Below are 24652 nucleotides of genomic sequence, written 5' to 3' on the forward strand. Positions count from 1 at the left end.
CTAAGAGCTCGACAAAGATTGATGATTTAGCTTGTGGAGTTTCTTGTGGAGATTCCTCGTTCCTCGGAATGACAAAAAATCCGCATAAAATCTAAAATCTATCCCGAAACTTCGGGACTAAAATCTAAAATCATTCCGACGTAAAACAAGAAGCAGGCAGATTGGCTTTATTAAACAAATCCGATTGCGTTGTATTTCCCCATGCAAATCTCACTTTTGCTGGAGAAGAAACTTTTTTGCTTGTCATAATCACTTCGTTATTTTTAATTGAAGCTTCGGCAGGATAGAAGATTCCATCTGTTCCAGCAACTTCAAATTGATTTGATTTTTTTTCTTTGAAATATAGTCCTTCAGCGTAATCGAAAGAAACTATAAGCTTGTTTTTCTCAATTTTAAAACTTTTAAAAAGAGGGCTATTTACCAAATTAGAATTTACTTTATACGTTTCGGCAAGAGCCAAATTAGCCAAACGAATTCCAACTGATTTTTTATTTTTTGGATGAATATCAATCGTATCCGAAATATCGCTGATTACCACCATTCCTGTTTTTGGAACTTCTTTCAATAATTTTCGCTGAGAATCTCTAACCGTTACATTCGAGAAGTTATTCGAACCCGTTTTAAAAGGCGCAATCTGAACATAATAAAATGGAAAATCGTCTTTCCATTCTTTTCTCCAAGATGTAATTAAAGCTCCTAAAGTTTTATCATAAACCAAAGAACCAACATTAGATTCTCCCTGATACCAAATTGTTCCAGCAATTTTAAATCCGATAATTGGATAAATCATCGCGTTGTAAGCGCGTCCAGGTTGTCTTGGTCCATATTCTTGTTCGTTTAGTTTTTTGGCGTTTTCTAATAAAACTGGATCATTGTTTACAACTTCTGCAGGCATCCAGATTTCGGCTGGAGTTCCGCCCCAGTTGGAAGAAATCAATCCGATTGGAACATTTTTTAAATCTTCGCGCAGGCGTTTTGCAAAAAAATAACCAACGGCGCTGAAATATTTCATGGTTTCAGGAGTCGATTCTGTCCAATTTCCCAATAAATTATTTTGCGGATTTTCTGCTGTCAATTTCGGAACGGTAAAAAAACGAATATTCGGATTTGTAGCATTTTTGGCTTCTTCTTCTCCATCGTCAATTCCCCAACTTGCAGACATTTCCATATTCGATTGTCCAGAGCAAAGCCAAACTTCTCCAATTAAAATGTTTTTTAGAATTACTTCATTATAACCTTTAATCGAAATAGTAAAAGGTCCACCCGCTTCTGGAGTTTTAATCGTCAATTCCCACTTCGCCTGATTATTAGCAACCGTTTTATATTCCTGATTATTCCAGCCAGAAACCAATTTAATTTCTTCTTTTGGATTAGCCCAACCCCAAATTTTCACTTCAGAATTGCGTTGTAAAACCATATTATCACTAAAAATATTCGGAAGCGAAACGTTTGCCATCATAGTACTGGAAATCAATAGAAAGAAAACAAACTTAAAAATATTATTTTTCATTTAGCAACTTCTTTAAAAATGGTGCATATTCATCTGCCAAAACCTTGTGATCTGCAACATCTGGATGTCCAGAACATCCATTTGGTGTCATGGGTTTGAATTTGAAAATCTTGATTAGTTTATGTGTTTTATCATCCGCGAAAGCGTTTTTAACTTTATTCAGACATTCTTCAAAAACAACTCCTCTTTCACCACCAACCATCGGACTATTCGTAATTACAATTTGCACATTCGGATTATGCTCGTAAAGCATTTTGATAAAATTGATATAATTCGAAACATACTTTTCAGCATTAAAAGGAAGACGTTCTTTTTTACCATCTCCGCCAGAAAAGTCATTTGTTCCTAAAGCAATACTTATAATGTCTGGTTGAAAAGCAAAATTATATTTTGGTTTAGATGCATCTTTCGTCAAATACAAATTCTGATAAATATCGGGCATTATCGCTTCGTCTTTATGCTCATCATTCCAATTTCTATACATTCCGATTCCCGAAACACAGCTCATTAAATAATCTGTTCCAATTGCTCTAGAAAGCGTTGGTCCGTATGCATAATAACCATTATGATGATCCATATATTCTCCTTTATCACAAGGAATATCAGACGGATCGCTCGCCGCGCCACAAGTAATGGAATCGCCGATAAATTCGATTTTCTTTTTCTTTTTAAATGAAATTGAAGTCAGTTTTGCGGTTGTTCCAGCAAACAAAATATTTCCGCTTTGAGCTTCTGTATTTTTATAAATTTCTAAACGATGTTCTTTTTTGTTTGAAGCTACTTTGATTGGAAAAGATTGAACTGCTCCTTTTTCAACTTTAATCTTTCCGATATATTTTCCATCCAAAACCAATTGAACATAATTATGATGTTCATAAGAATCAACACTTTGAAGTGAAATTGAACATTCATTTCCTGTAAAATTAAAAGCAACCGAAGAAGCCGTTCCAATTAAAATGACTTGATCATTTTGAAGTTGATCTACTCGACCTTGATATAAAAAAGTTTTACTTGAATTTTGAGTTTGTGAAATCGAAACGAACGAAATCATCAAAAACGAAATTAAAAGAGCTATTTTTTTGGGAAACATAATTAATCTGTTAAATATAAATACGATTCACAAATATATTTGAAATGAATTATACAGAAAGATACTAAAATGTCAAAAAGCAATAAAAAAACACCACATAAACACATCATTTAAACCCTAACAAATACTTATTTGTACTTTTTAGGGTGTTTGTGTTCTTTTTAAAATGAAATAACAGTTTATATTTAGCGTTTGAATATATATTATAAGACTTAAAAAATGAAATCACGTCTACTATTATTTTTATTACCTGTTGTTTTACTTTCTTCTTTTTCCGTAAAAAAGAAAGAACCTCAATTAATAGTTCAAAACACTAAAATTCAGAAAGAAATAGATCGTGACTCTGTAATTGTTTTTGCGAAGAAATATTTAGGAACTCCTTATAAATACGCAAGCAGTAATCCGCAAAAAGGCTTTGATTGTTCGGGATTTGTAAGTTACGTTTTCAGTAATTTTGGATTGACTTTGCCAAGAAGTTCCAGCGGATATAAAAATTTGGGAACGCCCTTAAAACCTGAAGATTTTAAAGTTGGTGATGTTTTAGTTTTTTACGGATATAAAGATAGAACCATTATTGGTCATCTTGGAATTATCTGCGAAGCCAACGGAATGAAGTCAAAATTTATTCATGCTTCTTCTGGAAAAGCACAACAAGTTACGATAACAGCGCTTGATACAGAACATTATACCAAACGTTTTTATAAATGTATTGATGTTTTGAGTAAATAGTTTTCTGCCAAGAATTTATTTTTTTGCCACAGATTAAACAGATTAACACAGATTTTTTAATCCTTTTAATCCTTTAATCTGTGGCAATTATTTTTTTAATGCTGATTTATTCTTCAGTCAACAATTTGATTAGACTTTCATCTCTTCCGTAGATATCTTTGTAGAAATTCAGATTTCCTTCGCGGTCAACCCAAGCGGTAAAATAACCAATGTAAACTGGAACTTTTTTCTTCAAAGTGTACCAACTTTCTTTTCCCGCATGCATGGCTTTGTCAATTCTTGCAGGATTCCATTGCGGATCTACTTTTAGTAATTCTATTGCCAATTCACGCGGTTTTGCAACGCGCACGCAACCGTGACTAAATGCTCGGCTTTCTCTTTCGAATAAACTTTTTGAAGGCGTGTCATGCAGATAAATATTACTCGAATTCGGAAACAAAAACTTCACCAAACCTAAAGAATTATTTTTTCCTGGAAGCTGACGAACTGCGCCGTTATTCCATTCTAGATTTTTCTTTTGTAAATAATTTTTATCTCTAGCCATTCCGGGTTTTATTTCCGATTTTATAATGCTCGGCGGAACATTCCAATACGGACTAAAAACAATATTGCTCATCATTCCGCTAAAAATTACGGTCTTTGTCATTGCTTTTCCAACCACAACTGCAGATGTAAAAGCAATTTTACCGTCTTCAATAATATATAATTTAAATTCAGGAATGTTGACTTCAATATATTTTTGACCTTTTTCCAATTCGGGATCAATCCAACGGCAACGTTCCATATTGGCAATAATTGTTTTTATTCGATCAGAAACAGGAATATTTAAGTCAACAATATGTTCTTTTAAAATGTTATTTTTTGGTGCATAACCATGACGCAATTCATAGTTTTTCATGGCTTTTATCAAAACTGTATCACAAATTGCACTTTTAGTATTTTCTTTAATGTCTTTGGTAACAAAAAGTCTTTCTCTAATTTGCGTGATAACATTTGATGAATCTCCAAGCTTTAAAGCTTTATAATCTTCGCCAACTTCTATCGTTTTCCAACCGCCGTTTTTTTCAATTTCTCTATATTCTTTAAGAGCGTCACGAAGCTTGTAATACTGACTAAACATCTTTTTTTTCTTATCATCCAAAATGGTTGATTTTTTAAAAATAGAATCTGAAAGCACTTGATAATTGAACTTTTTTCGAGGCAAAAGCCATTCTAAAGAAATACTAGTTTTTTCATCAAAACCAGCATAAACTTTCTCTGCATAATAGTAATACAAATTTGAAAGCAGCAAATCGGTATCTTCTTTAGATAACTTTTTGGTTGGATTATTTTCGAAAACCGAATTTAGTTCTTCTTTATAAGGATAATTGGCCTTTAATCCTTCCTGATCCAGATTTTTGTATTGATTGAATAATGTATTTCCAAATTCGACAACTCCTTTATTATCTTGCCACAATTGAGTTGATTTATTTTTTTGATATAAAGAAATTACATCTGTTTTAAACTTAGCCAGTTTTGGATAATTTTCGTAAAATTTTGCAATACGTGTCGTATCAATTGTAAGTTTCAATTCTGGAATCTTTTCAACAGTTTTTATTGAGTTTTCTTCCTTTTTATCTGCTTTCGAATTACACGAAAAAACAGCAAAAAAAACAATTGCAATTATAGGCGAATACCAAATTTTCATAGGTTGAATTTTTTATTAAAAGTAGAAAAAATTCTATTAAATTAAAATCTCAAAACTCCAAATAAAAAAACTCCAAACAATTTCTTGTCTGGAGTTTTTGCCATATAACCAACCTATTAAAATTCTAATTAAATAACCGTACCTTTTAGAGTAAGGATTTTTGGTGTAGTTTCTGCACTAGTTGTTACAGTAACTGTTTTTGTAAAAGCACCTTTGTTAGCAGCGTTGTAAGTTGCAGTAACTTTTGCAGATTTACCTGGCTGAATTGGTTCTTTTGTATAATCTGTAGCAGTACAACCGCAAGATCCTTGAACGTTTGTAATTACTACAGCAGTTTTTCCAGTATTTTTAAATTCGTAAACAATTGCTTTTGGAGTTCCTTGCGGAATTTGTCCTACATCAATTGTTTCTGCTTTCCAAACAATTGTAGAAGCTGTAGTTGCCGAAATTGCAGTTTCAGAAACTAAAGATTTTACTGGAGCAATTGCCGAAAAAGACATTAAGCCAAGAGCTAAAGCTAACATCGAAATTTTGATCATTTTCATAACAGTTATATTTAAAATGGTTTATAGTTCAACTTGATATTACAAAGGTAATTCAGACAAATTCAAATCGCTGTTAACTGGTTTCAAACGTTTGTTAATGACTTGTTAACCACTTATTTTTAGGCTAAAATTGATTAATATTACACTCTCAAAATTCTTTATTCTTGAAAATTAACAAACTCAACAGTATCATTCTCTTAGGATTAGTAGCCATTATCAGCATTTTGGTGGCGCAGTTGCTTTGGACAAAAGAGGCTTTTACTATAGAACAAAAAAAACTGAGTCAAAAGGCACACATTGCTTTATTAGAAGTGGCTAAAAAATTATACGAAGGAACAAGCCATGAACTGCCAGCTCAGAATCCAGTTCAAAAAATTTCTAACGATTATTATATCGTAAATGTTGAAAATGAATTTGAACCCGAAATTTTAGAGTTTTATCTAAAAACGGAATTCAAAAAAATGAATATTACGACCGATTTCGAATACGCAATGTACAATTGTCAAAGCGACGAAATGATTTATGGAGATTATATTTCGCTTTCTAAGAAAAAAGCAGAATGCAAGAAAACCGTTTATTTTCCGAAACATAAAAATCTGGTTTATTATTTTGCCGTTCGTTTTCCGAATGAAACTACTTATTTATTTAGTTCGATGCGTTTTTGGTTTATCCTTTCGACCGCTTTAATTCTAATTTTGTTGATTTATGTTTATTCAATTTTTAAATTGCTTCAGCAGAAAAAATATTCAGAATTACAGCGTGACTTTATTAATAATATGACGCATGAATTTAAAACGCCTTTGTCTTCTATTCTGATTGCTTCAAAATATTTAATTGAGCAAAGTCCGATAAAAGATGATAAAAAGCTTTTTACTTACACTGATATTATTATCAATCAGAGCAATAAATTGAATAGTCATATCGAAAAAATTCTAAATATTTCTAAATCTGAATACACGCCTTTAGAATTAAAAAAGGAGAATATTCTAATTATTCCGATTATTGAAGAAGCCATTGCAAATATTAAACTCAAATATCCTGACGCTTCTATTAAAATTGAAACTTCTTCAAACGATTATTTATTAGAAACTGATGCCTTTCATTTTGCCAATTTAGTTTATAATTTACTAGATAATGCGGTAAAATATTGCAACGAAAAACCCGAAATCTCTATTAAATTCACAGAAGAAAATAATTGTTTAAAACTTGAATTTATTGATAACGGAATTGGTATTACTTCTAAAAAAATATCTTTTATCTTTGATAAGTTTTACAGAGTTCAAAACGAAAAAAGCAATGAAGTCAACGGATTTGGTCTCGGTTTATATTATGTAAAAGAAATTTGCAATTTGCAGAACTGGAAAATAAAAGCCGAAAATAATCCTGAAAAAGGTGTTACCATTACGTTATCAATCCCAAATAAAAAATGAGAAATTTCAAAATACTTTATGCCGAAGATGATGAAACTTTAGCGTTTCTAACCAAAGACAATTTGGAGCAAAATAACTATGAAGTTATTCATTGTTCTGATGGAAAATCGGCTTTGAAAATTTTCGAGGAAGAGGAATTTGATATTTGCATTTTTGATATTATGATGCCAAAAATGGATGGTTTTGAATTGGCAGAAGCTATTCGAAAAATTGATCTTGAAGTTCCTATAATTTTTCTTTCGGCAAAAACTTTAAAAGAAGATCGAATTAAAGGTCTGCGTTTAGGCGCCGACGATTATTTGGTAAAACCATTCAGTATTGAAGAGTTACTTTTAAAAATTGAGATTTTTTTAAAACGATCTCAAAAAAATATTCCGACAGCAAAAACTATTTATGAAGTTGGAAAATATCAATTTGACACCAAAAATTTTATTCTTTTTAATGAAGAAGAAAAAGTCGGCTTAACCCAGCGCGAAGCCGAATTATTGAAATTATTCTTAGATCATAAAAATTCAGTTTTAAAAAGAGAACAAATCTTAACTTCTTTATGGGGAACAGACGACTATTTTATGGGAAGAAGTCTGGATGTTTTTATTTCGCGTTTGCGAAAAATTTTAGCAAATGAAGAAGGAATTTCAATCGAAAACCTTCACGGAATTGGTTTTAGGTTTTCTATTGGGTAAAATAACAACATTTTTGCTTAAAACATTCCGTAACCACAAAGATTTGTCATTCCGACGGAGGAGGAATCTCCGCGGCAATATTCCAGAAAGTTATTCCAATCTTTGACGAGTTACTCGTAGAGATTCCTCGTTCCTCGGAATGACAAACTAGACTTGAAAATTAGTATTTAATCATACATAACCGCAAAGACTTGTCATTCCGACGAAGGAGGAATCTCCGTGGCAATATTCCAGAAAGCTATTCCAATCTATGGCGAGCTACTTGCGGAGATTCCTCGTTCCTCGGAATGACATACTGAACTTGAAATTAAGCAATTAAACATAAAGTAACCGCAAAGATTTGTCATTCCGACGGAGGAGGAATCTCCGCGATAATATTCCACAAAGCTATTCCAATCTTTGGCGAGCTACTTGCGGAGATTCCTCGTTCCTCGGAATGACATACTAGACTTTAAAACGGCTTATATTCAATTAATAATCCAAAAATTCTAAATCAGGATTCATCGTTTTAATTAATTCTATTTTCTTCTCTCTTCTCCAGCCTTTTATTTCTTTCTCTCGAGTAATTGCTTCTTGAATCCATGCAAATTTTTCATAATAAAGTAAAAATTCAACTTTATATTTAGATGCAAACGTTTTATTTTCATCTAAAATATTCTCTTTGTGCTTTATTAACCTTTTCTTTAGATTATTTGTAACTCCAACATAGAAAACAGATTTCGCTTTATTTGTAAGAATATAAATAAAATAAGTATGAAAACCCTCTTGTAGACGCATACATTTAATAATAACAATTCTGTTAAAAATAAAGAAAAATCTGTAAACACTTTTTCGAAAAACTTTGTATTTTTAATATCTAATTTTCTTCGATATGAAATTACATCATTTGCGAAATGCCACATTGGTAATTGAAACAGAAAAGCATGTCATTTTAGTTGACCCAATGTTAGGTAAAAGAAAAACGATTCCGCCTTTTACAATTTTCAGATATAAACCCAAAAGAAATCCGCTTGTCGCGTTACCTAAAAACAGCCGAGAAATATTAAGCAAAGTAACTCATTGCTTGATTACGCATTTGCATCCCGATCATATTGATAAAGCAGGTGAAGTTTTTTTACGCAGAAAAAGTATTCCTGTAATTTGCAGTTCTAAAGACGAAAAAGCGCTTGTACAAAGAGGTTTGAGTGTAATTCAAACTCTAGAATATTGGCAGCCTCAATTATTTTTAGACGGAAAAATAACTGGAATTCCTGCCATTCACGGTTATGGTTTTATTGCTAAATTAATGGGAAATGTAATGGGATTTCTTATCGAATTAGCCAATGAAAAATCGATTTATATAAGTTCTGACACTATTTTTACAGAACATGTAGAAAAAGTTTTAACCCAATTAAAACCAGACATTTCTACAGTTGCGTGCGGAACCGCAAGATTAGATTTCGGCCAGCCATTATTAATGCGAATGGATGATATTTTGAAGTTTGTAACACTTGCTCCTGGAAAAGTAATTGCTAATCATTTAGAAGCTTTAAACCATTGTCCGACAACGAGATTGCAATTAAGAACAGCACTTTCAGATCATGGTCTTTTGAGTAAAACTGCCATTCCGAATGATGGAGAATGTTTAGAATATTAGATTATAAAACTAATAATCCGAATTCACGCAAAGTATTGATTGGTTTAGAATACCAAAACAATTCAAAATCTTCTAAAGAAGTTTCGAAATCGTTTTTAACTTCTTGAAAAGTATAATTTTTAGTACCTGAAACTGCTATTTTCGATAAAATTGAAATTAGCCACTCGCCTTCTTCTCGACTAGTTTGAATATCAAAACTTTCTTTTTTATCATGAAAAGTCAAAGCCATCATTTCCCAACTTCTTCCTTTCTTTGATTTTGTAAAAAGTTCTGACGAAGGTTTTCCGCCAAGCCAAACCACTTTTGCATTTGGTTTTGTATTAAAGTCGTTTTGCTCCTGAAGTGCATCGAAAATAAAATCGGGGTGAATTTTAGTTTTTGGAATTTTAAAATCAAACCAATCTTGGAGTTCGTAATCAAAACAAATTCCGTGCATGAAATTGAAAAGCGATTTCTTTAATCCGAAGCTAAATTTATCGTGATTGATTCCTGTAGAATCAGTATATTCAATATCATTATTAGCGAAAGTTCCAATTAATTCGGTTTTCTTTGTAACACCAAATTGCTCTGGATACAATCCAACTGGACTGTGCGCTGTCAACGCAAATTGATGCCAAAAACCAGATTGTAAAACCCCAGCTTCGAACAATTGGCGAACCATTTCGAGACTGTCAACCGTTTCTTGAATTGTTTGCGTTGGATATCCGTACATTAAATAGGCATGAACCATAATTCCCGCTTCGGTAAAATTGCGGGTTACTTTTGCGACTTGTTCCACTGTAACGCCTTTGTCAATTAATTTTAATAATCGATCTGAAGCGACTTCTAAACCGCCAGAAACAGCAATACATCCTGAAGCTTTCAATAACAAACACAAATCTTTAGAAAAACTTTTTTCAAATCGAATATTTGTCCACCAAGTTACAGCGAGTTTTCTTTTTAAAATTTCGAGTGCCAAAGCACGCATTAATGCAGGCGGCGCAGCTTCATCTACAAAATGAAATCCGTTTTGACCAGTTTTTTCTATTAATTCTTCGATTCTGTCACATAAAAGACTTGCCGCAACTGGTTCGTAAACTTTTATATAATCTAAAGAAATATCACAAAAAGTACATTTTCCCCAGTAACATCCGTGTGCCATTGTGAGTTTATTCCAACGTCCATCACTCCACATTCTATGCATCGGATTTACAATTTCGATAACCGAAATATATTTATCCAAAGGCAAATCTGAATAATCTGGCGTTCCGACGTAAGCTTGTTTGTAGTCGTGTTTTAAGGAATTATTTTTATAAACTACTTCTCCATTTTCTAAAAGAAATGTTCTTTTGAAAGAATCTGAATCGGGATTTTCTAAATGAAAAATTAATTCTTCGATTGGAACTTCTCCATCATCTAAAGTAATAAAATCGAAAAATTCAAAAACACGTTTATCTGAAAGCGAACGTAACTCGGTATTTGGAAAACCGCCACCCATTGAAATTTTAATTTCAGGATGATTTTGTTTTACCCATTGCGCAGAACGGAATGAGCTATATAAATTTCCTGGAAAGGGAACAGATATTAAAAATAATGTTGGTTTTACGGCTTCAATTTTAGCTTTCAAAATCGAAATTAAAATCGAATCGATATAAGTTGGCTCTTTTTGAAGCTCATCATATAATTCATCAAAAGAATTGGCGCTTCGTCCTAAACGTTCGGCATATCGGCTAAAACCAAAGTTTTCATCGACACATTCTACAATAAAATCCGAAATGTCTTCGAGATATAAAGTGGCCAAATGTTTTGCTTTATCTTGGGTTCCCATCGTTCCAAAAGCCCAATCAAGTTCTTCCAATTGCGCAAAACGAGAAGCTTCTGGCAGAAAATCTTCTTGACAAATCTGTAATGCCAACGTTGGATTTTTTCCTTGTAAAAACTGAATTACAGAATCAATAGTTTTGATGTATTCATCTTGTAAAGCAAAAATACGTTTTGAGTTATCTGAGATTTCAGAACCTGAAACTTGAAACTCTGAAACTTGAAACAAGTCAATTAATCCTTTTTTCGAAAACAATTCTAAAATCACATCAATGCCCAAATCTGCCTGAACCGATTCGATATTTTTAGTATTTAGAAAACCTTTTATATACGCCGTTGCCGGATACGGTGTATTCAGTTGCGTAAATGGAGGCGTAATTACAAAAAGTTTTGTTTTCAAAAGGATTTATTTTTTTGCAAAAATACGGGTTATTGTGGACTTTTTATCATTTCATTTTTTGATTTGAAATTGTAAACATTTAATTACATTTGAAGCATCTAAATTTTCTTTCATGAAACAAAAATTACTTTTCATTTTTCTATTATATTCTTTTTTTATGCAAAGCCAATGTTTTGATTGCGCTAAAAATTTTGGAGGTTGGACTGATGATGCTGTTGCTGATCTTAAAAAAACAAATGACGCAATTTATCTGATTAAAAATTCATCAAATTTCGGGGTTCATGCTGGCTTATACAAGTTTGACTTAAACTGTAACCTAATATGGAAAAAAGAAATTGATAATTTTAAAATTTATGCTAGTAAAGTAGCTACTGACAGTGAAGATAATATTTATATATTAATTACTTGGACAGATGCTCATAATTCCGTTGGTCCGTTCCCTATAATATTTAATGGTTTTCCTATGTATCCAGGTTTAAATCTTTTTAAATTTGATAAAAATGGACTGTTACTCTGGAACAAATCTTTAGGCAGAGATACTGACTATGGAATGCGTGATGTGTTTGTACATAATGACAATGTATATGTTACTGGTAAATTTTACAATTCTATGAACATTGATAATCAGGTAACACTTACCAATCCAACTAGTAATGGTTATCTTGCTGGTCCTCCGTTATTGTTTATTGCTAAATTTACTAATAGCGGATTGTTTCTAGATGCTAAATATTTTGGAAATGGTGACGAATATTTAAGTAGCGAAATAGATAGTAATGGAAATCTTTATTTTTCAAGATATAAGAATTCTGGACCTTATCGCCATGCAGATATTGACAAAATAGATTCTAACCTAAATGTAATTTGGTCAAAAGAAATTTCTAACAGCAAGATCACCACTCAATCTTCGTTTAAGCCTACTCAACTTCACTATAACCCGAACAATAATAAATTATATTTATGGAGTGCATTTTACAAATTTGCAAACGTATTAGGAACTGTTTATACTGATCCGCAAAATGCATATTATATTACTCAAAGCCTATTATGTGAATTTAATGTTTCAAATGGCAATTTAGAAAGAATCAAACAGTTTAACAATTCATCAACCTTACCAATCCCCGGCATTGATGGTAGTTATCATGGAAATACAGGATATTTAACCGAAAAAGATAATGATTTATATGTTTTTTCAAGTTTTACAAGAAAAATGGACTTTGACAATATAAGTGTTACGAGCTCTCAAAAGGGAAGCTATAACAAAGAAGAATTAGTTTTGTTTAAAGTAAACCTTGATAATTTCAAATCTGAGTTCATTTTGAAATCTTTTGCAGCAGATAATTTTAATAGTATGTCCACTGATGCGGCGGGTCCAATTTTATTTAACGGAAATAATTTATACCTGACATCAACTTTTCAAAGTTCTCCTTTATCAATCAATAATATTTTAATAAATAATAATAGTGGCAATAATAATTCTGACGTTATGCTATATAAGTATAATTTAGATCCTTCACAAATCTCTACAGGTACTATTTTAGCAGAAAAAACATGTTTCAACCAACCAGTTAATTTTGAAGTAAAAGGAACATTCGATTCTATTTTATGGGATTTTGATGATCCAAATTCAACAACAAACAATAGCGCAACAATAAATAACCCGCAACACCAATTTACTGCTGTAGGAACTTACAATGTTTCTGCAGTAATAAAATGTGGAACTGAAACGCAAACTTTAAAAAAGGAAATCGTAATTACAAATGTTCCCAAAAGCATAATTTTAGATCCTGTATATGCATGTGAATCAACTTCTGGGACAGGAATTTCAAACTCTTTTGACACATCAAATCTTAACAGTAAAATCATTGATAATCAAACAAATTTAATAGTCGAATATAGAGATTCAAATGGAAATTTGTTACCAAGTCCTTTACCAAATCCATATACAAATACGGTAAAAAATGAAGAAGTTATCAAAGTTAAAAGCTATTTTGCTTCTAACCCAACATGCTTCTTTGAAACTGATCTAAAATTTATTACAAATAGAAAACCTGAAAACCTTTTAATTAGCTCTCCACAAACTTTCTGCGTTCAGCAAAATGCAAAATTAGATGACATTCAAATTACGGGACAAAATATAAAATGGTACAGCAACTTAACGGGAGGAACACTTGTACCAAACACAACTGTACTTCAGGACAACGCAACCTATTACGCATCGCAAACCGTAAACGGATGTGAAAGTGAAAGAGTTCCGGTTAAAATTAATATTCAGGTTACATTTGCTCCAACAGGAAATGCAAATCAGTCTTTTTGTACGGGACAAAATCCAACAATTGCTAGTATTCAAGTAACAGGAACTTCAATAAAATGGTACGATGCCTTAAATAATGGAAATTTATTACCAGAAACAACAAATCTTGAAAATGGTAAAACTTATTATGCTTCTCAAACCGTAAATAGTTGCGAAGGATCTAGATTTGGAGTTACAGTTTCTATTGTAAATTCTCCTTCGCCTCCTTCTGGAAATCCAGAACAGTCTTTTTGTAAAAAAGAAAACAAAACTCTTAACGACATTCAAATAAACGGACAAAACATAAAATGGTTTGATACCAATTTTTCTGCGGCACCATTACCAAATACAACTTTATTAGAAAACAACAGAACTTATTATGCCTCGCAAACAATTGGATGCGAAGGAGACAGAACTCCAATTTTGGTTCATGTTTACGATACGCCATTGCCAACTGGAAATAACAACCAGCAATTTTGCATTGATGAAATTGCCATTATTGAAAATCTAAACATAAATGGAACTGCTCTAAAATGGTATGACTCAGCTCTGAATGGAAATCTTTTGTCTGAAACGGCTTTGTTACAAAATACTGTTTACTATGTTTCTCAAACTTTAAACAATTGCGAAAGCGAAAGGTTTGCCATAAAAGTTAAAATACAAGATACAGAAATCCCAATTGCAGATTCTCGTCAAATATTCTGCATCCAAAAGAATACTAAAATCAGTGATATTGTAATTTCGGGACAAAATATCAAATGGTATGAAAATCAGTCTTCAAATATTCCTATTTCAGAATCAACACTTCTTGAAAACAGAATAACTTATTATGCTTCACAAACTATCAATAATTGCGAAAGTGACAGAATACCTGTTGCAATAAGTATTCTTGAAGCCACAAATAGTGATTGTATCAATTTTGCTGAAGAACTTCCTTATCCAAAATTCTTTACCCCAAACGGTGATGGTTTCAATGATTTTTGGACAATAGATTCGGCATATTTGGCACCAGGTACAAGAATTAAAATATTCAACCAATATGGAAAACTGCTAAAAGAATTAGGCATTAACACCTCTTGGGATGGAACTTTTATCGGTCAGCTTCAACCTGCCACAGATTATTGGTTTACAGCCATTAGATCAGACGGCAAAGAACTTAGAGGCCATTTTAGTTTAAAAAGATAAAAAGAAAGTCCGCAAAGTAATTTACCTTGCGGACTTTTTTATAAAATCTTACTTTTAAGATCTAAAACTTATGTTCGTCTTTACTAATCACCAAAAATGAAATTAAAGATATAAGTGCCGCTGTCACTAAATAAAAACCTACATAACTCACATCATATGTTTTAGCCAACCAAATTGCAATCATTGGAGCAAAAGCCGCACCAAGAATTCCTGCCATATTGAAGGTTAAAGATGCGCCAGAATAACGAACTGTGGTTGGAAACAATTCTGATAAAAAAGTTCCTAAAGGTCCGTAGGTAAATCCCATTAAAGACATTCCGATACAAGCAAAAATAGTTACTAAAACTATATTTCCTGAACTTAAAAAGTACGAGAAGAAAAATCCAAAAATGGCAATCGCAGCCGTAGCCAGAATAAGCATTTTACGACGTCCAATTTTATCTGCAACTACAGCCGAAATTGGAATAAACAATGCAAAAAACAATACTGAGAACAATTGAATTAATAATCCATCTCTTTTTACGATTCCTAAATCTGAAGTTGCCCAGCTCAAAGTAAATACAGTCATTAAATAAAAAACCAAGAAAGTTGTAATGGCAGCAAATGTCCCAAAAATTAATTGATTTTTGTATGATTTTACTAATTCTAAAAACGGAACTTTTACTTCTTCTTGTTCTTTTTTAGAATTTTCAAATGAAGGCGTTTCTGTAATTTTAGTTCTAATATAAAAACCAACGATAACTAAAAACGCACTAGCAATAAAAGGAATTCTCCAACCGAAATTCATAAAATCTTCATTACTCATAGAATCAGTCAACAATAAGAAAGTTCCTCCAGAAAGCAACAATCCTATTGGAGCTCCCAATTGCGGAAACATTCCGTACCAAGCGCGTTTATGTGGCGGTGCATTCTCGATTGCCAACAAAACGGCTCCGCCCCATTCTCCTCCTAAACCAACTCCTTGCCCGAATCGGCATAACATTAATAATAGAGGCGCGGCAACGCCGATACTTTCATAACTAGGTAAAAATCCGATTGTAACTGTTGAAATTCCCATTGTAAGCAAAGCGGCTACTAAAGTAAATTTACGACCAATTTTATCTCCATAATGTCCAAAAAATGCAGAACCTAACGGTCTAGATAAAAAGGCGATAGAAAAAGTTGCTAAAGATTCCAGCGTTGCCATTGTCGAATCTGAACTCGGAAAAAATAATTGAGGAAAAACCAATACGGCAGCATTGGCATAAATATAAAAATCAAAAAATTCGATTGTGGTACCAATAAGGCTTCCAAAAAGAACATGTTTTAGAGAGTTCTTTTTATTTGGGTTAGTTTTCATGTAAAATAGATATAACTTTTTTTTTGCTTACAAAAATATAGTTTCATTATTAATAATTCATAGTTAGAAGAATTAGTTTTAGAACACTATACATTTTTTAACAAATTTCATGTGTTTTTCATTTTAAAATCAACAATTCCAACCAAAATTAAAAACTTGATTATCGGAGCTTTAAGATAAAAATCAAAATATCAATTCTTAAGCAATTGTTAATAGCGTTTTTAACTGTATATTTTCATTAAATTTACAGCTGTCAAAAATAAATTTAAAATTATGCCTACCGACTGTATCAGCTTTCAATCTTCTGGATATTTTTCTAAACTAATGCAAGATTATTTAGACCAGAAAGCCGAATTAAAAACGCTGTACAATAATTTTCCAACTCTAGAAAATTTCGAAAAACAGATTGCTGAAAAAGCTGCCAATTTTGACCACAGCAACCGAGCTGTATTGGTTGAAAGTTTGCAAAAGCAATATCAAAATATTGAAATTTCTGATTTAACCAGACAAAACATTTCGCTTTTAGCACTCGAGAATACTTTCACAATTACAACTGGACACCAATTAAATCTATTTAGCGGACCGCTGTATTTTTTATATAAAATTATTTCTACGATTAATTTAACTAAAGAATTAAAATCGAAATATCCTTCCTATAATTTTGTTCCAGTTTATTGGATGGCAACTGAGGATCATGATTTTGAAGAGATTAATTATTTTAATTTTAAAGGAAAAAAAATCCGTTGGAATGCCGAAAGTACTGGACCAGTTGGAAGACTTTCTACAAATGGTTTAGAAGATTTATTTGAAGTTTATTCTAAAGAATTAGGTTCAAGCACCAACGCAAACTCACTGAAAAAACTTTTTGAAGATGCTTATTTAAAACACGAAAATCTCGCCGATGCAACTCGTTTTTTAGCCAATAGTTTATTTTCACAATACGGTTTAGTTATTCTAGATGCAGATGAAGCCGATTTGAAACGTGCTTTTATTCCTTTTATTAAAGAAGAATTAGAACATCAAACCTCATTCAAAACGGTTCAAAAATCAATTGAAAAACTCGAAAATTACAATGTTCAGGTAAATCCGCGTGAAATTAATTTATTTTATATTGAAGATAAACTGCGCGAGAGAATTATTTTTGAAAATGATAAATATATCGTCAACAGCACCAAAATTTCATTTTCGAAAGAAGAAATTTTTAAATTGTTAGAAAGCAATCCAGAAAAATTCAGTCCGAATGTAATTATGCGTCCGCTTTATCAGGAAATTGTCTTGCCAAACCTTTGTTACATTGGAGGAGGCGGAGAAATTGCTTATTGGTTAGAATTGAAAGGCTTTTTTGATGCTGTAAATATTACTTTTCCGATTTTGTTAGTTAGAAATTCTGTTCTATTAGCAACCGAAAAACAAGCTAAAAAAGCTGATAATTTAGGTTTAAGCTGGAAAGATTTATTTAGTAAATCAGAAAATTTAATTAATGAAATTACACTTAAGCTTTCTCCATTTTCGATAGATTTAAAGGATCAGAAAGAAGCGCTTGAAAAGCAATTTGCTTATCTTTTTGAATTGGCTGAAAAAACAGATAAATCTTTTTCTGGAGCCGTAAAAGCGCAAGAAATAAAACAAAAGAAAGGTTTAGAAAATTTAGAAAAACGTTTATTAAAAGCTCAAAAAAGAAAATTACAAGATCAGTTACAACGCGTTACAGATTTACAGTGCGAATTGTTTCCAAATTACGGGCTTCAAGAACGTCAGACCAATTTTTCTGAATTTTATTTAGAAAACGGAGAACAATTGATTCCGCTATTAATTCAGAAATTAAAACCTTTAGAACATAATTTTGACATCATAATAATCTAAAATAATTATCTTTAAAAATTCAAAGTAATTATTTCGGAAACAAATAACCAGCTCATCTCCGAAATTATTGCTCTCTCAAACCAAATAGAATTATATTTTATAACCTATTAACTAACTAACCAAATGGTAAGAGAACGCCTAATTTCGCTTGATGTCTTTCGCGGACTGACTATTTTATTGATGACTATTGTAAACAATCCCGGTGACTGGGGAAATGTTTATCCACCGCTTTTACATGCTCATTGGAACGGCTGTACACCAACAGATTTAGTATTCCCTTTTTTTATTTTTATAATGGGAGTTGCTGTGCCATTGGCAATGCCAGAGAAAACTTATGATGGTACTACTTTTAATAAAATACTGATTCGTTCGTTAAGAATGTTCTGTCTTGGAATTTTCTTTAACTTTTTCGGCAAAATTCAATTATTTGGATTAGACGGAATTCCGCTTCTTATTGGGCGTTTAGCCATTACTATTGCCGTTGGTTATGCTTTAATGGGAAATTTCAGCAATCGATTAAAAAACATATTTGCGGTTGGAATACTCTTAATTTATCTAATTCTAGCCTACGGAGGTTTTGAAAATTATCAAGATGTAAGATTGCCTGGAGTTTTGCAACGAATTGCAATTGTTTATTTTGTGGTTTCACTTTTATATTTAAAGACATCTAGAAAAATACAAATCATTACAGGAATTGCTTTGCTTTTAGGATATTGGGGATTAATGACTTTAGTTCCCGTTCCAGGAATTGGAGAAGCTAATTTAGACAGAGGAACCAACTTAGCCGCGTGGTTAGACAGCGTTTTACTAAAAGGACACATGTATCACGAAACCAACACTTGGGATCCTGAAGGTATTTTAAGCACATTACCGTCAATCGTAAACGGAATTATTGGTTTATTTATCGGACAAATTTTATTGCTCAACGTGAGCAAAGTACAAAGAGCACTTACAATGGGAAGAATTGGAACTGTATTGCTTTTTCTTGGAATAATCTGGGATTTAGTTTTTCCTATAAATAAATCAATCTGGACAAGCAGCTACGTTTTATATACAACTGGATTGGCAACAGTTTGTTTAACTGGTTTATATTATTTAATTGATATTAAAGAATATAAAAAAGGTTTCAAACTATTTATAATCTGGGGAGTAAATCCAATGATCGTTTTCTTTGCTTCGCAGATTATTCCACAAGCCTTGGTTATGATTCGTTTTCAAAATCCATCAAATGGAGAACAAACCAATTTATTAGATTATTTATACCGCTTTGGAATTGCTCCATTATTCAGTAATCCAATGACGGCTTCTTTGGCTGGAGCCTTAACTTATGTGGCAATCTGGTCTTTTATTTTATGGATATTTTATCGAAATAAATTAATTTTTAAAGTTTAGACTTTAAAACTAGAATATACTGAGACGCACGGTTGTGCGTCTTTTTTTATTGTAAATTTTGAGATTTTACAGTTTCTTTTTCAAAATAGCATTCGAACGTATTTTAATTAAGAATTTATTAAAATCAATTCATAAAAAAAGTATACTTTTGCACAAAATTTAATAAAATATAAAAATGGCAACAAATAGAACTTTTACAATGATTAAACCAGATGCTGTTGCAAACGGACACATCGGGAATATCTTAGCAATGATTACTAACGGTGGTTTCAAAATCGTTTCATTAAAATTAACTCAATTAACTGTTGCAGATGCAAAAGCATTTTATGCAGTTCACGCAGAAAGACCTTTCTACGGAGAATTAGTTGAATTCATGTCTCGCGGACCAATTGTTGCTGCTATTTTAGAAAAAGACAACGCAGTAGAAGATTTCAGAACTTTAATTGGAGCTACAAATCCAGCTGAAGCTGCTGAAGGAACTATTCGTAAAGCATACGCAACTTCTATCGGAGAAAATGCAGTTCACGGATCTGACAGCGACGAAAACGCTGCTATCGAAAGCGCATTCCACTTTGCAGGAAGAGAGCAATTCTAATAAATTCGTTTTCAGTCACAGTTTTCAGTGATTGTCATTCATAAAAAAATGCTGTTTGGTTTTTACAAACAGCATTTTTTTTATTTTAAGTTAGAACTATTTTCTCTCTCCTAAATCAATTACATTTTCTTTCAAGCGTAACTTTAAAGCATCAAAATTTTTATGATAAAAACTCGAAATACAACCTATTCGTTTTCCTTTTTCAAGAATAAAAATTGATTCATAAGTAATTCCCCTACCAGACTCAAATACATTTACGAAACCATCTAATGCAATACTTTTATACTCGATGGATTTTCCAAGCCCAAAGTAACGTCTCGTCATAATGCTATTTTGAGTAATTTTTATACTGTTCGCTCTAATTCTTAAAGCTTTAAACCAAAAGATGACTATAAGTGTTAAAAGCAAAACTGGAAAAATCGCACTTACACTTGGCGAAACAAAATACAAATAAAAAGCTAATAGAGGAAAAGCACTTAAATAAGCTACCAAAATAATTGGAAAAACTTTGAATTTTGATTCTAGACATACCATAATTAAACTCTCTTATTTAATACAGAAAGATTATCTTAAAACCACCTCTTTTACTACCTCTCGCCCAAGTTCTTCGTTAATCATTTTTACGATTTTAGACTTTCCATGGCTTAATTCTTCACGCAGAACCGCTGAACCTAATTCGACATAAAGTGTGCTTCCTTTTAAGACAACATTTCTGGTATAGGTATTTACTCCACTTCCCATAAGGCTTTTCCAAGCATCACGCACATCAATTTGATCCATCCCTGGCTGTAGTTTATTCACCTGAATAATCTGTTGCAAAACAGCACTAATTGTAGATTCGTTATTTAGTCTTTTCGCCATCGTTCAAAAGATTTATTGGTGCTGCTTTTTTATAATGATATTCTATTTTTTGCGGATTTTTAGTTACAAACTTTTCATCAGAGATTGAAATAATTTCCTCACTCCATTTTGCATAATCTGTTTTATAATCTAAAAAAGCCTGTTCTCCAGCAAAACGAACTGAAACGTTCTCAAACGTATCTGTCGTTAAAAATGTTCCGTCAAATTGAGGCATTACTTTTGTTCGAACTCCTTTATTATTTTTAATTTGAAAAAAGTCAAAAGTTTCGTTCATTTTATATTCTTTTTCTTCACCTTTCTTAAAAACAACTTTTTCAATTTCCCAATAGCCGTTTAATTTAGCAATATCGTCAGGTTTAATCTCCTGTTTGCAGCTCACAAATAAAAGCGACAAAACCAAAATCATAAAAGTGTTTTTCATAAATAATATATATATTTTTTTAGCGGCTACTTAATTCGCTAGCCGACCATAGCGTCTCGCTATTGTTTGCAGAAATTTTTCTCGGACTACAAAGATAGTCTTATAATCATCAAAAGAAATACTTTATATTAATTATTTCATTCAAAAAAAAAAAACCAGCAAAATACCTTATTCTGATTATTTAATAACTTCTAGAGGCAATGATTATTTAAAAAAATTAAGGATTTTTATCCCCAAATGCCCTACTTTAAAACTAAACTAAAAATCAAATTTAAAATACCGATTTTCAATTAAAAATGAAAAAAATATTACTCCTATTTTTTAGCTCTATATTTCTATTTTCAAAATGCAATCAACCAAAAAAAGAGAAAAAAGCACCTATAAAATCTGAAAAATATTCAAAAGAAAATGAGAGCAAAATTGACACTCTTTCTACAAAAAAAAATATCTCAAAAACTGCAAATTCAGAAGATTCTCCAATAAAAATCGTCAAAGCAACACTAATAGACAATAGCTATTCTCATCATAAGGACATCAAAATAGTTTACAAGAATTCTAGCAAAAAATTGATTAAAGCCATAAAACTTAAATGGTTTTGCATCAATGCATTTGAAGAACCCGCAAGCGGCAATTATTTTTATGGTGAAGGAAATTTTAATGGAAACATAACCGGCTTAATAAAATCTGGAGAAACCAAATCAAAAACCTGGGAAGATTTCTCAACTGATGCGGATAAAATCATTAAGGTCACAGTTTATTATATTGTTTATAATGACGGAACCAAATGGGAATTAAACGAAGAAAAAACTCCAATATAATCTATATAAATCTAAAAATAAGTTCGTTAACAGATTAAACTTTTTTGCATATTTTTGGTCAAACCCCAAACCAAAAAACCAAAAACATGACCAAATCAATTTGCTCAATCTTGTTAGGGCTATTTTTTATAGCATGCAGTAAAGATTCATCTGAAACTGATTCAATTTCAACTCCAGATGAAAACATGTATTTCCCTCCCTTAACAGGAAATACTTGGGAAACAAAATCAATTTCTGAACTAAAATGGAATCAAAGTGCCGTACAGCCATTATTAGATTATTTAGAACTAAAAAACTCCAAATCGTTTATCATTTTGATAAATGGCAGAATTGTTTTAGAAAACTATTTCAACAAACATTCAGCAACAACAAGCTGGTATTGGGCTAGCGCGGGAAAAACACTAACTTCTACCATGACCGGAATCGCACAGCAAGAAGGTCTTTTAAACATCAATAATAAAGTATCCGATTATATTGGAACTGGATGGACAAGTGAAACTTTAGCTCAAGAAAATCAAATTACCTGCAAAAATTTACTTTCTATGACCTCAGGACTTGACGATAGCACAGACGATGTTGATCCTGAAGATTTAATATATAAAGCCGATGCAGGAAAAAGATGGGCCTATCACAATGTTTATGTGAAACTTCAAGATGTTGTGGCAAAAGCAAGCAAACAAACTTGGGAGAATTATTTCAACACCAAATTAAGAAACAAAATCGGAATGGACGGAATTTGGGTACAGCTTGGCGTTAACAGCGTTTACACAAGTACTACAAGAAGTATGGCACGTTTCGGATTATTAATGCTTAATAAAGGAAAATGGGAAAATAATATTATTTTAGATGAAGCATTTTTTAATGAAGCTACTTCGACTTCACAAAACATAAATTTAGGATATGGTTATTTATGGTGGCTTAATGGCAAATCGAGTTATCATTTACCTCAATCGCAACTTACATTTCAAGGAAGCATTATTCCAACTGGACCAAACGATATGTTTATGGCTTTAGGAAAAAACGATCAAAAAATTTATGTCGTTCCAAGTAAAAAAATGGTAGTAATCAGAATGGGAGACGCTGCAGACGATGCAAATTTAGCATTATCAGATTTTGACAAAACGTTATGGGAAAAAATTAATGCTTTATACAAATAAAAAACAAAAAAAAGAGCTTTTAAAATTATTTATGATCTTAAAAGCTCTTTTTTTTTGTTATTGAATATAATATATTATCGATTAGTGCGCATTCTTTTAAGAACTCCCATAAAGAAGAAAACTATTCCTAAAACTAATAAAACATAATAAACTGACAGATTACTATCTTTCAAAACATTAGCCAACACAAAACATATAACGCTCGCAAAATAAAAAGCGACAGCAGATATATTTTTTAAAGATTCAAAACTCATTATAATTTTATTTAAAGAAACTGTCTACGAATTCGTATTTATTAAAGACCTGTAAATCTTCAATTCCCTCGCCAACACCAATGTATTTTACAGGAATTTGAAATTGATCTGAAATACCAATTACAACTCCTCCTTTTGCAGTTCCGTCTAATTTTGTTACTGCAAGCGAAGTCACTTCTGTTGCCGCAGTAAATTGTTTAGCTTGCTCAAAAGCATTTTGTCCTGTAGAACCATCCAAAACTAAAAGCACATCGTGAGGCGCATCTTCTACTACTTTTTGCATTACACGTTTTACTTTTGTCAGCTCATTCATCAAATTGATTTTATTATGAAGACGTCCAGCAGTATCAATAATAACAACATCAACATTTTGCGCAACTGCTGATTGCAAAGTATCAAAAGCCACAGAGGCTGGATCGCTTCCCATATTTTGTCTTACAATTGGCACATCAACTCTATCTGCCCAAACTTGCAATTGATCAATTGCAGCGGCACGAAAAGTATCTGCAGCACCTAAAACTACTTTATGTCCTGCTTTTTTAAACTGATAAGCCAATTTACCGATTGTGGTTGTTTTTCCAACACCATTTACTCCAACAACCATTAAAACGTAAGGTTTTTTATCTTTCGGAATTTCAAATTCTGTTGCTTCACCTGTATTGGTTTCTGATAATAAAGCTCCTATTTCATCACGAAGAATTTGATTTAATTCTTCAGTGCCAAGATATTTATCTTCAGCAACACGTTTTTCAATTCTTGAAATGATTTTCAAAGTTGTATTTACACCAACATCTGAAGCTACAAGAACTTCTTCCAGATTATCTAAAACATCGTCATCGACTTTAGATTTTCCGGCTACAGCTTTACTTAACTTTGAAAAAAAAGTAGTTTTTGATTTTTCAAGACCTTTGTCTAAAGTCTCTTTTTTATCAGTAGAGAATAATTTTTTAAAAAAACTCATTTTTTG

The 24652-nt window shown here is 31.8% G+C and carries 21 protein-coding genes; 10 read left to right on the plus strand and 11 right to left on the minus strand.

The annotated features are described in order from the left end of the window. Nucleotides 1-130 precede the first annotated feature (130 nt). Both NYQ10_RS22065 and NYQ10_RS22070 read right to left on the minus strand, forming a co-directional pair. The gene (locus tag NYQ10_RS22065; protein WP_289878278.1) at nt 131-1510 is read right to left on the minus strand and encodes a sialate O-acetylesterase; all 1380 of its coding nucleotides are present in this window, start codon (nt 1508-1510) and stop codon (nt 131-133) included. Further along, nucleotides 1500-2600 (minus strand): SGNH/GDSL hydrolase family protein, encoded by a 1101-nt coding sequence (locus tag NYQ10_RS22070; protein ID WP_289878279.1) that lies wholly within the window; start codon nt 2598-2600, stop codon nt 1500-1502. Before NYQ10_RS22070 ends, NYQ10_RS22065 begins: the two co-directional genes overlap by 11 nt. Nucleotides 2601-2819: 219 nt before the next feature. Here NYQ10_RS22070 and NYQ10_RS22075 point away from each other — a divergent pair, with 219 nt between their 5' ends. After that, a complete protein-coding gene (locus NYQ10_RS22075) occupies nt 2820-3329 on the plus strand; it encodes a C40 family peptidase (protein ID WP_289878280.1) in 510 nt (169 codons plus the stop codon). Nucleotides 3330-3435: 106 nt separating this feature from the next. Here NYQ10_RS22075 and NYQ10_RS22080 read toward each other — a convergent pair whose 3' ends face one another. Then, complete coding sequence (locus NYQ10_RS22080) at nt 3436-5016, minus strand: L,D-transpeptidase family protein (RefSeq protein WP_289878281.1); 1581 nt, start codon at nt 5014-5016, stop codon at nt 3436-3438. 128 nt (nt 5017-5144) lie between these two features. Continuing rightward, nucleotides 5145-5561, minus strand: coding sequence for a DUF1573 domain-containing protein (locus NYQ10_RS22085; protein ID WP_184159913.1), 417 nt, complete (start codon nt 5559-5561; stop codon nt 5145-5147). A gap of 164 nt (nt 5562-5725) precedes the next feature. Here NYQ10_RS22085 and NYQ10_RS22090 point away from each other — a divergent pair, with 164 nt between their 5' ends. Both NYQ10_RS22090 and NYQ10_RS22095 read left to right on the plus strand, forming a co-directional pair. After that, nucleotides 5726-6991, plus strand: coding sequence for a sensor histidine kinase (locus NYQ10_RS22090; protein WP_289878282.1), 1266 nt, complete (start codon nt 5726-5728; stop codon nt 6989-6991). Then, a complete protein-coding gene (locus NYQ10_RS22095) occupies nt 6988-7674 on the plus strand; it encodes a response regulator transcription factor (RefSeq protein WP_289878283.1) in 687 nt (228 codons plus the stop codon). The genes NYQ10_RS22090 and NYQ10_RS22095 overlap by 4 nt, the downstream gene beginning before the upstream one ends. A 471-nt stretch (nt 7675-8145) precedes the next feature. Here NYQ10_RS22095 and NYQ10_RS22100 read toward each other — a convergent pair whose 3' ends face one another. Next, nucleotides 8146-8451 (minus strand): GIY-YIG nuclease family protein, encoded by a 306-nt coding sequence (locus NYQ10_RS22100; RefSeq protein ID WP_289878284.1) that lies wholly within the window; start codon nt 8449-8451, stop codon nt 8146-8148. Nucleotides 8452-8545: 94 nt separating this feature from the next. Here NYQ10_RS22100 and NYQ10_RS22105 point away from each other — a divergent pair, with 94 nt between their 5' ends. Then, nucleotides 8546-9310, plus strand: a complete 765-nt coding sequence (locus NYQ10_RS22105; protein WP_276172479.1) for an MBL fold metallo-hydrolase — start codon at nt 8546-8548, stop codon at nt 9308-9310. Nucleotide 9311: 1 nt separating this feature from the next. On the opposite strand, the gene NYQ10_RS22110 is transcribed toward NYQ10_RS22105, so the two are convergent. Next, nucleotides 9312-11510, minus strand: coding sequence for a B12-binding domain-containing radical SAM protein (locus tag NYQ10_RS22110; RefSeq protein WP_289878285.1), 2199 nt, complete (start codon nt 11508-11510; stop codon nt 9312-9314). A 112-nt stretch (nt 11511-11622) separates the two neighbouring features. On the opposite strand from NYQ10_RS22110, the gene NYQ10_RS22115 reads away from it, so the two are divergent. Beyond that, entirely contained in the window at nt 11623-14985 is a 3363-nt protein-coding gene (locus NYQ10_RS22115) for a T9SS type B sorting domain-containing protein (RefSeq protein WP_289878286.1), read from the plus strand. 61 nt (nt 14986-15046) lie between these two features. Here NYQ10_RS22115 and NYQ10_RS22120 read toward each other — a convergent pair whose 3' ends face one another. After that, a complete protein-coding gene (locus NYQ10_RS22120; protein ID WP_289878287.1) occupies nt 15047-16324 on the minus strand; it encodes an MFS transporter in 1278 nt (425 codons plus the stop codon). A gap of 273 nt (nt 16325-16597) precedes the next feature. Between NYQ10_RS22120 and bshC the strand changes: the two genes are divergently transcribed. The 3 genes from bshC to NYQ10_RS22135 all read left to right on the plus strand — a co-directional run bounded on the left by bshC (nt 16598) and on the right by NYQ10_RS22135 (nt 20174). Continuing rightward, nucleotides 16598-18187 carry a bacillithiol biosynthesis cysteine-adding enzyme BshC gene (gene bshC / locus NYQ10_RS22125; protein ID WP_289878288.1) on the plus strand — a complete coding sequence of 530 codons (1590 nt, stop codon included), beginning with the start codon at nt 16598-16600 and terminating at the stop codon, nt 18185-18187. A gap of 123 nt (nt 18188-18310) precedes the next feature. Next, a complete protein-coding gene (locus NYQ10_RS22130) occupies nt 18311-19579 on the plus strand; it encodes an acyltransferase family protein (protein WP_289878289.1) in 1269 nt (422 codons plus the stop codon). 175 nt (nt 19580-19754) lie between these two features. After that, nucleotides 19755-20174 carry a nucleoside-diphosphate kinase gene (locus NYQ10_RS22135; RefSeq protein WP_012026941.1) on the plus strand — a complete coding sequence of 140 codons (420 nt, stop codon included), beginning with the start codon at nt 19755-19757 and terminating at the stop codon, nt 20172-20174. A 96-nt stretch (nt 20175-20270) separates the two neighbouring features. On the opposite strand, the gene NYQ10_RS22140 is transcribed toward NYQ10_RS22135, so the two are convergent. From NYQ10_RS22140 to NYQ10_RS22150, 3 genes are read right to left on the minus strand one after another with little or no spacing between them, the layout of a single operon-like run. Then, nucleotides 20271-20708 carry a hypothetical protein gene (locus NYQ10_RS22140; RefSeq protein WP_289878290.1) on the minus strand — a complete coding sequence of 146 codons (438 nt, stop codon included), beginning with the start codon at nt 20706-20708 and terminating at the stop codon, nt 20271-20273. Nucleotides 20709-20738: 30 nt separating this feature from the next. Further along, on the minus strand, nt 20739-21035 hold the full coding sequence (locus NYQ10_RS22145) for a DUF721 domain-containing protein (RefSeq protein ID WP_289878291.1): 297 nt from the start codon (nt 21033-21035) through the stop codon (nt 20739-20741). Further along, entirely contained in the window at nt 21016-21456 is a 441-nt protein-coding gene (locus NYQ10_RS22150) for a lipocalin family protein (protein ID WP_289878292.1), read from the minus strand. The genes NYQ10_RS22145 and NYQ10_RS22150 overlap by 20 nt, the downstream gene beginning before the upstream one ends. A 296-nt stretch (nt 21457-21752) precedes the next feature. Between NYQ10_RS22150 and NYQ10_RS22155 the strand changes: the two genes are divergently transcribed. Beyond that, nucleotides 21753-22274: a hypothetical protein gene (locus NYQ10_RS22155; RefSeq protein ID WP_289878293.1), complete on the plus strand. Its 522-nt coding sequence runs from the start codon at nt 21753-21755 to the stop codon at nt 22272-22274. Nucleotides 22275-22360: 86 nt separating this feature from the next. Beyond that, entirely contained in the window at nt 22361-23431 is a 1071-nt protein-coding gene (locus tag NYQ10_RS22160; protein WP_289878294.1) for a serine hydrolase domain-containing protein, read from the plus strand. 261 nt (nt 23432-23692) lie between these two features. Here the strand turns inward: NYQ10_RS22160 and ftsY are convergent, their stop codons facing one another. Beyond that, nucleotides 23693-24646 carry a signal recognition particle-docking protein FtsY gene (gene ftsY / locus NYQ10_RS22165; RefSeq protein ID WP_289878295.1) on the minus strand — a complete coding sequence of 318 codons (954 nt, stop codon included), beginning with the start codon at nt 24644-24646 and terminating at the stop codon, nt 23693-23695. Between the last annotated feature and the right edge of the window lie 6 nt (nt 24647-24652).

This window comes from Flavobacterium johnsoniae (assembly GCF_030388325.1).
Lineage (GTDB): Bacteria > Bacteroidota > Bacteroidia > Flavobacteriales > Flavobacteriaceae > Flavobacterium > Flavobacterium johnsoniae_C.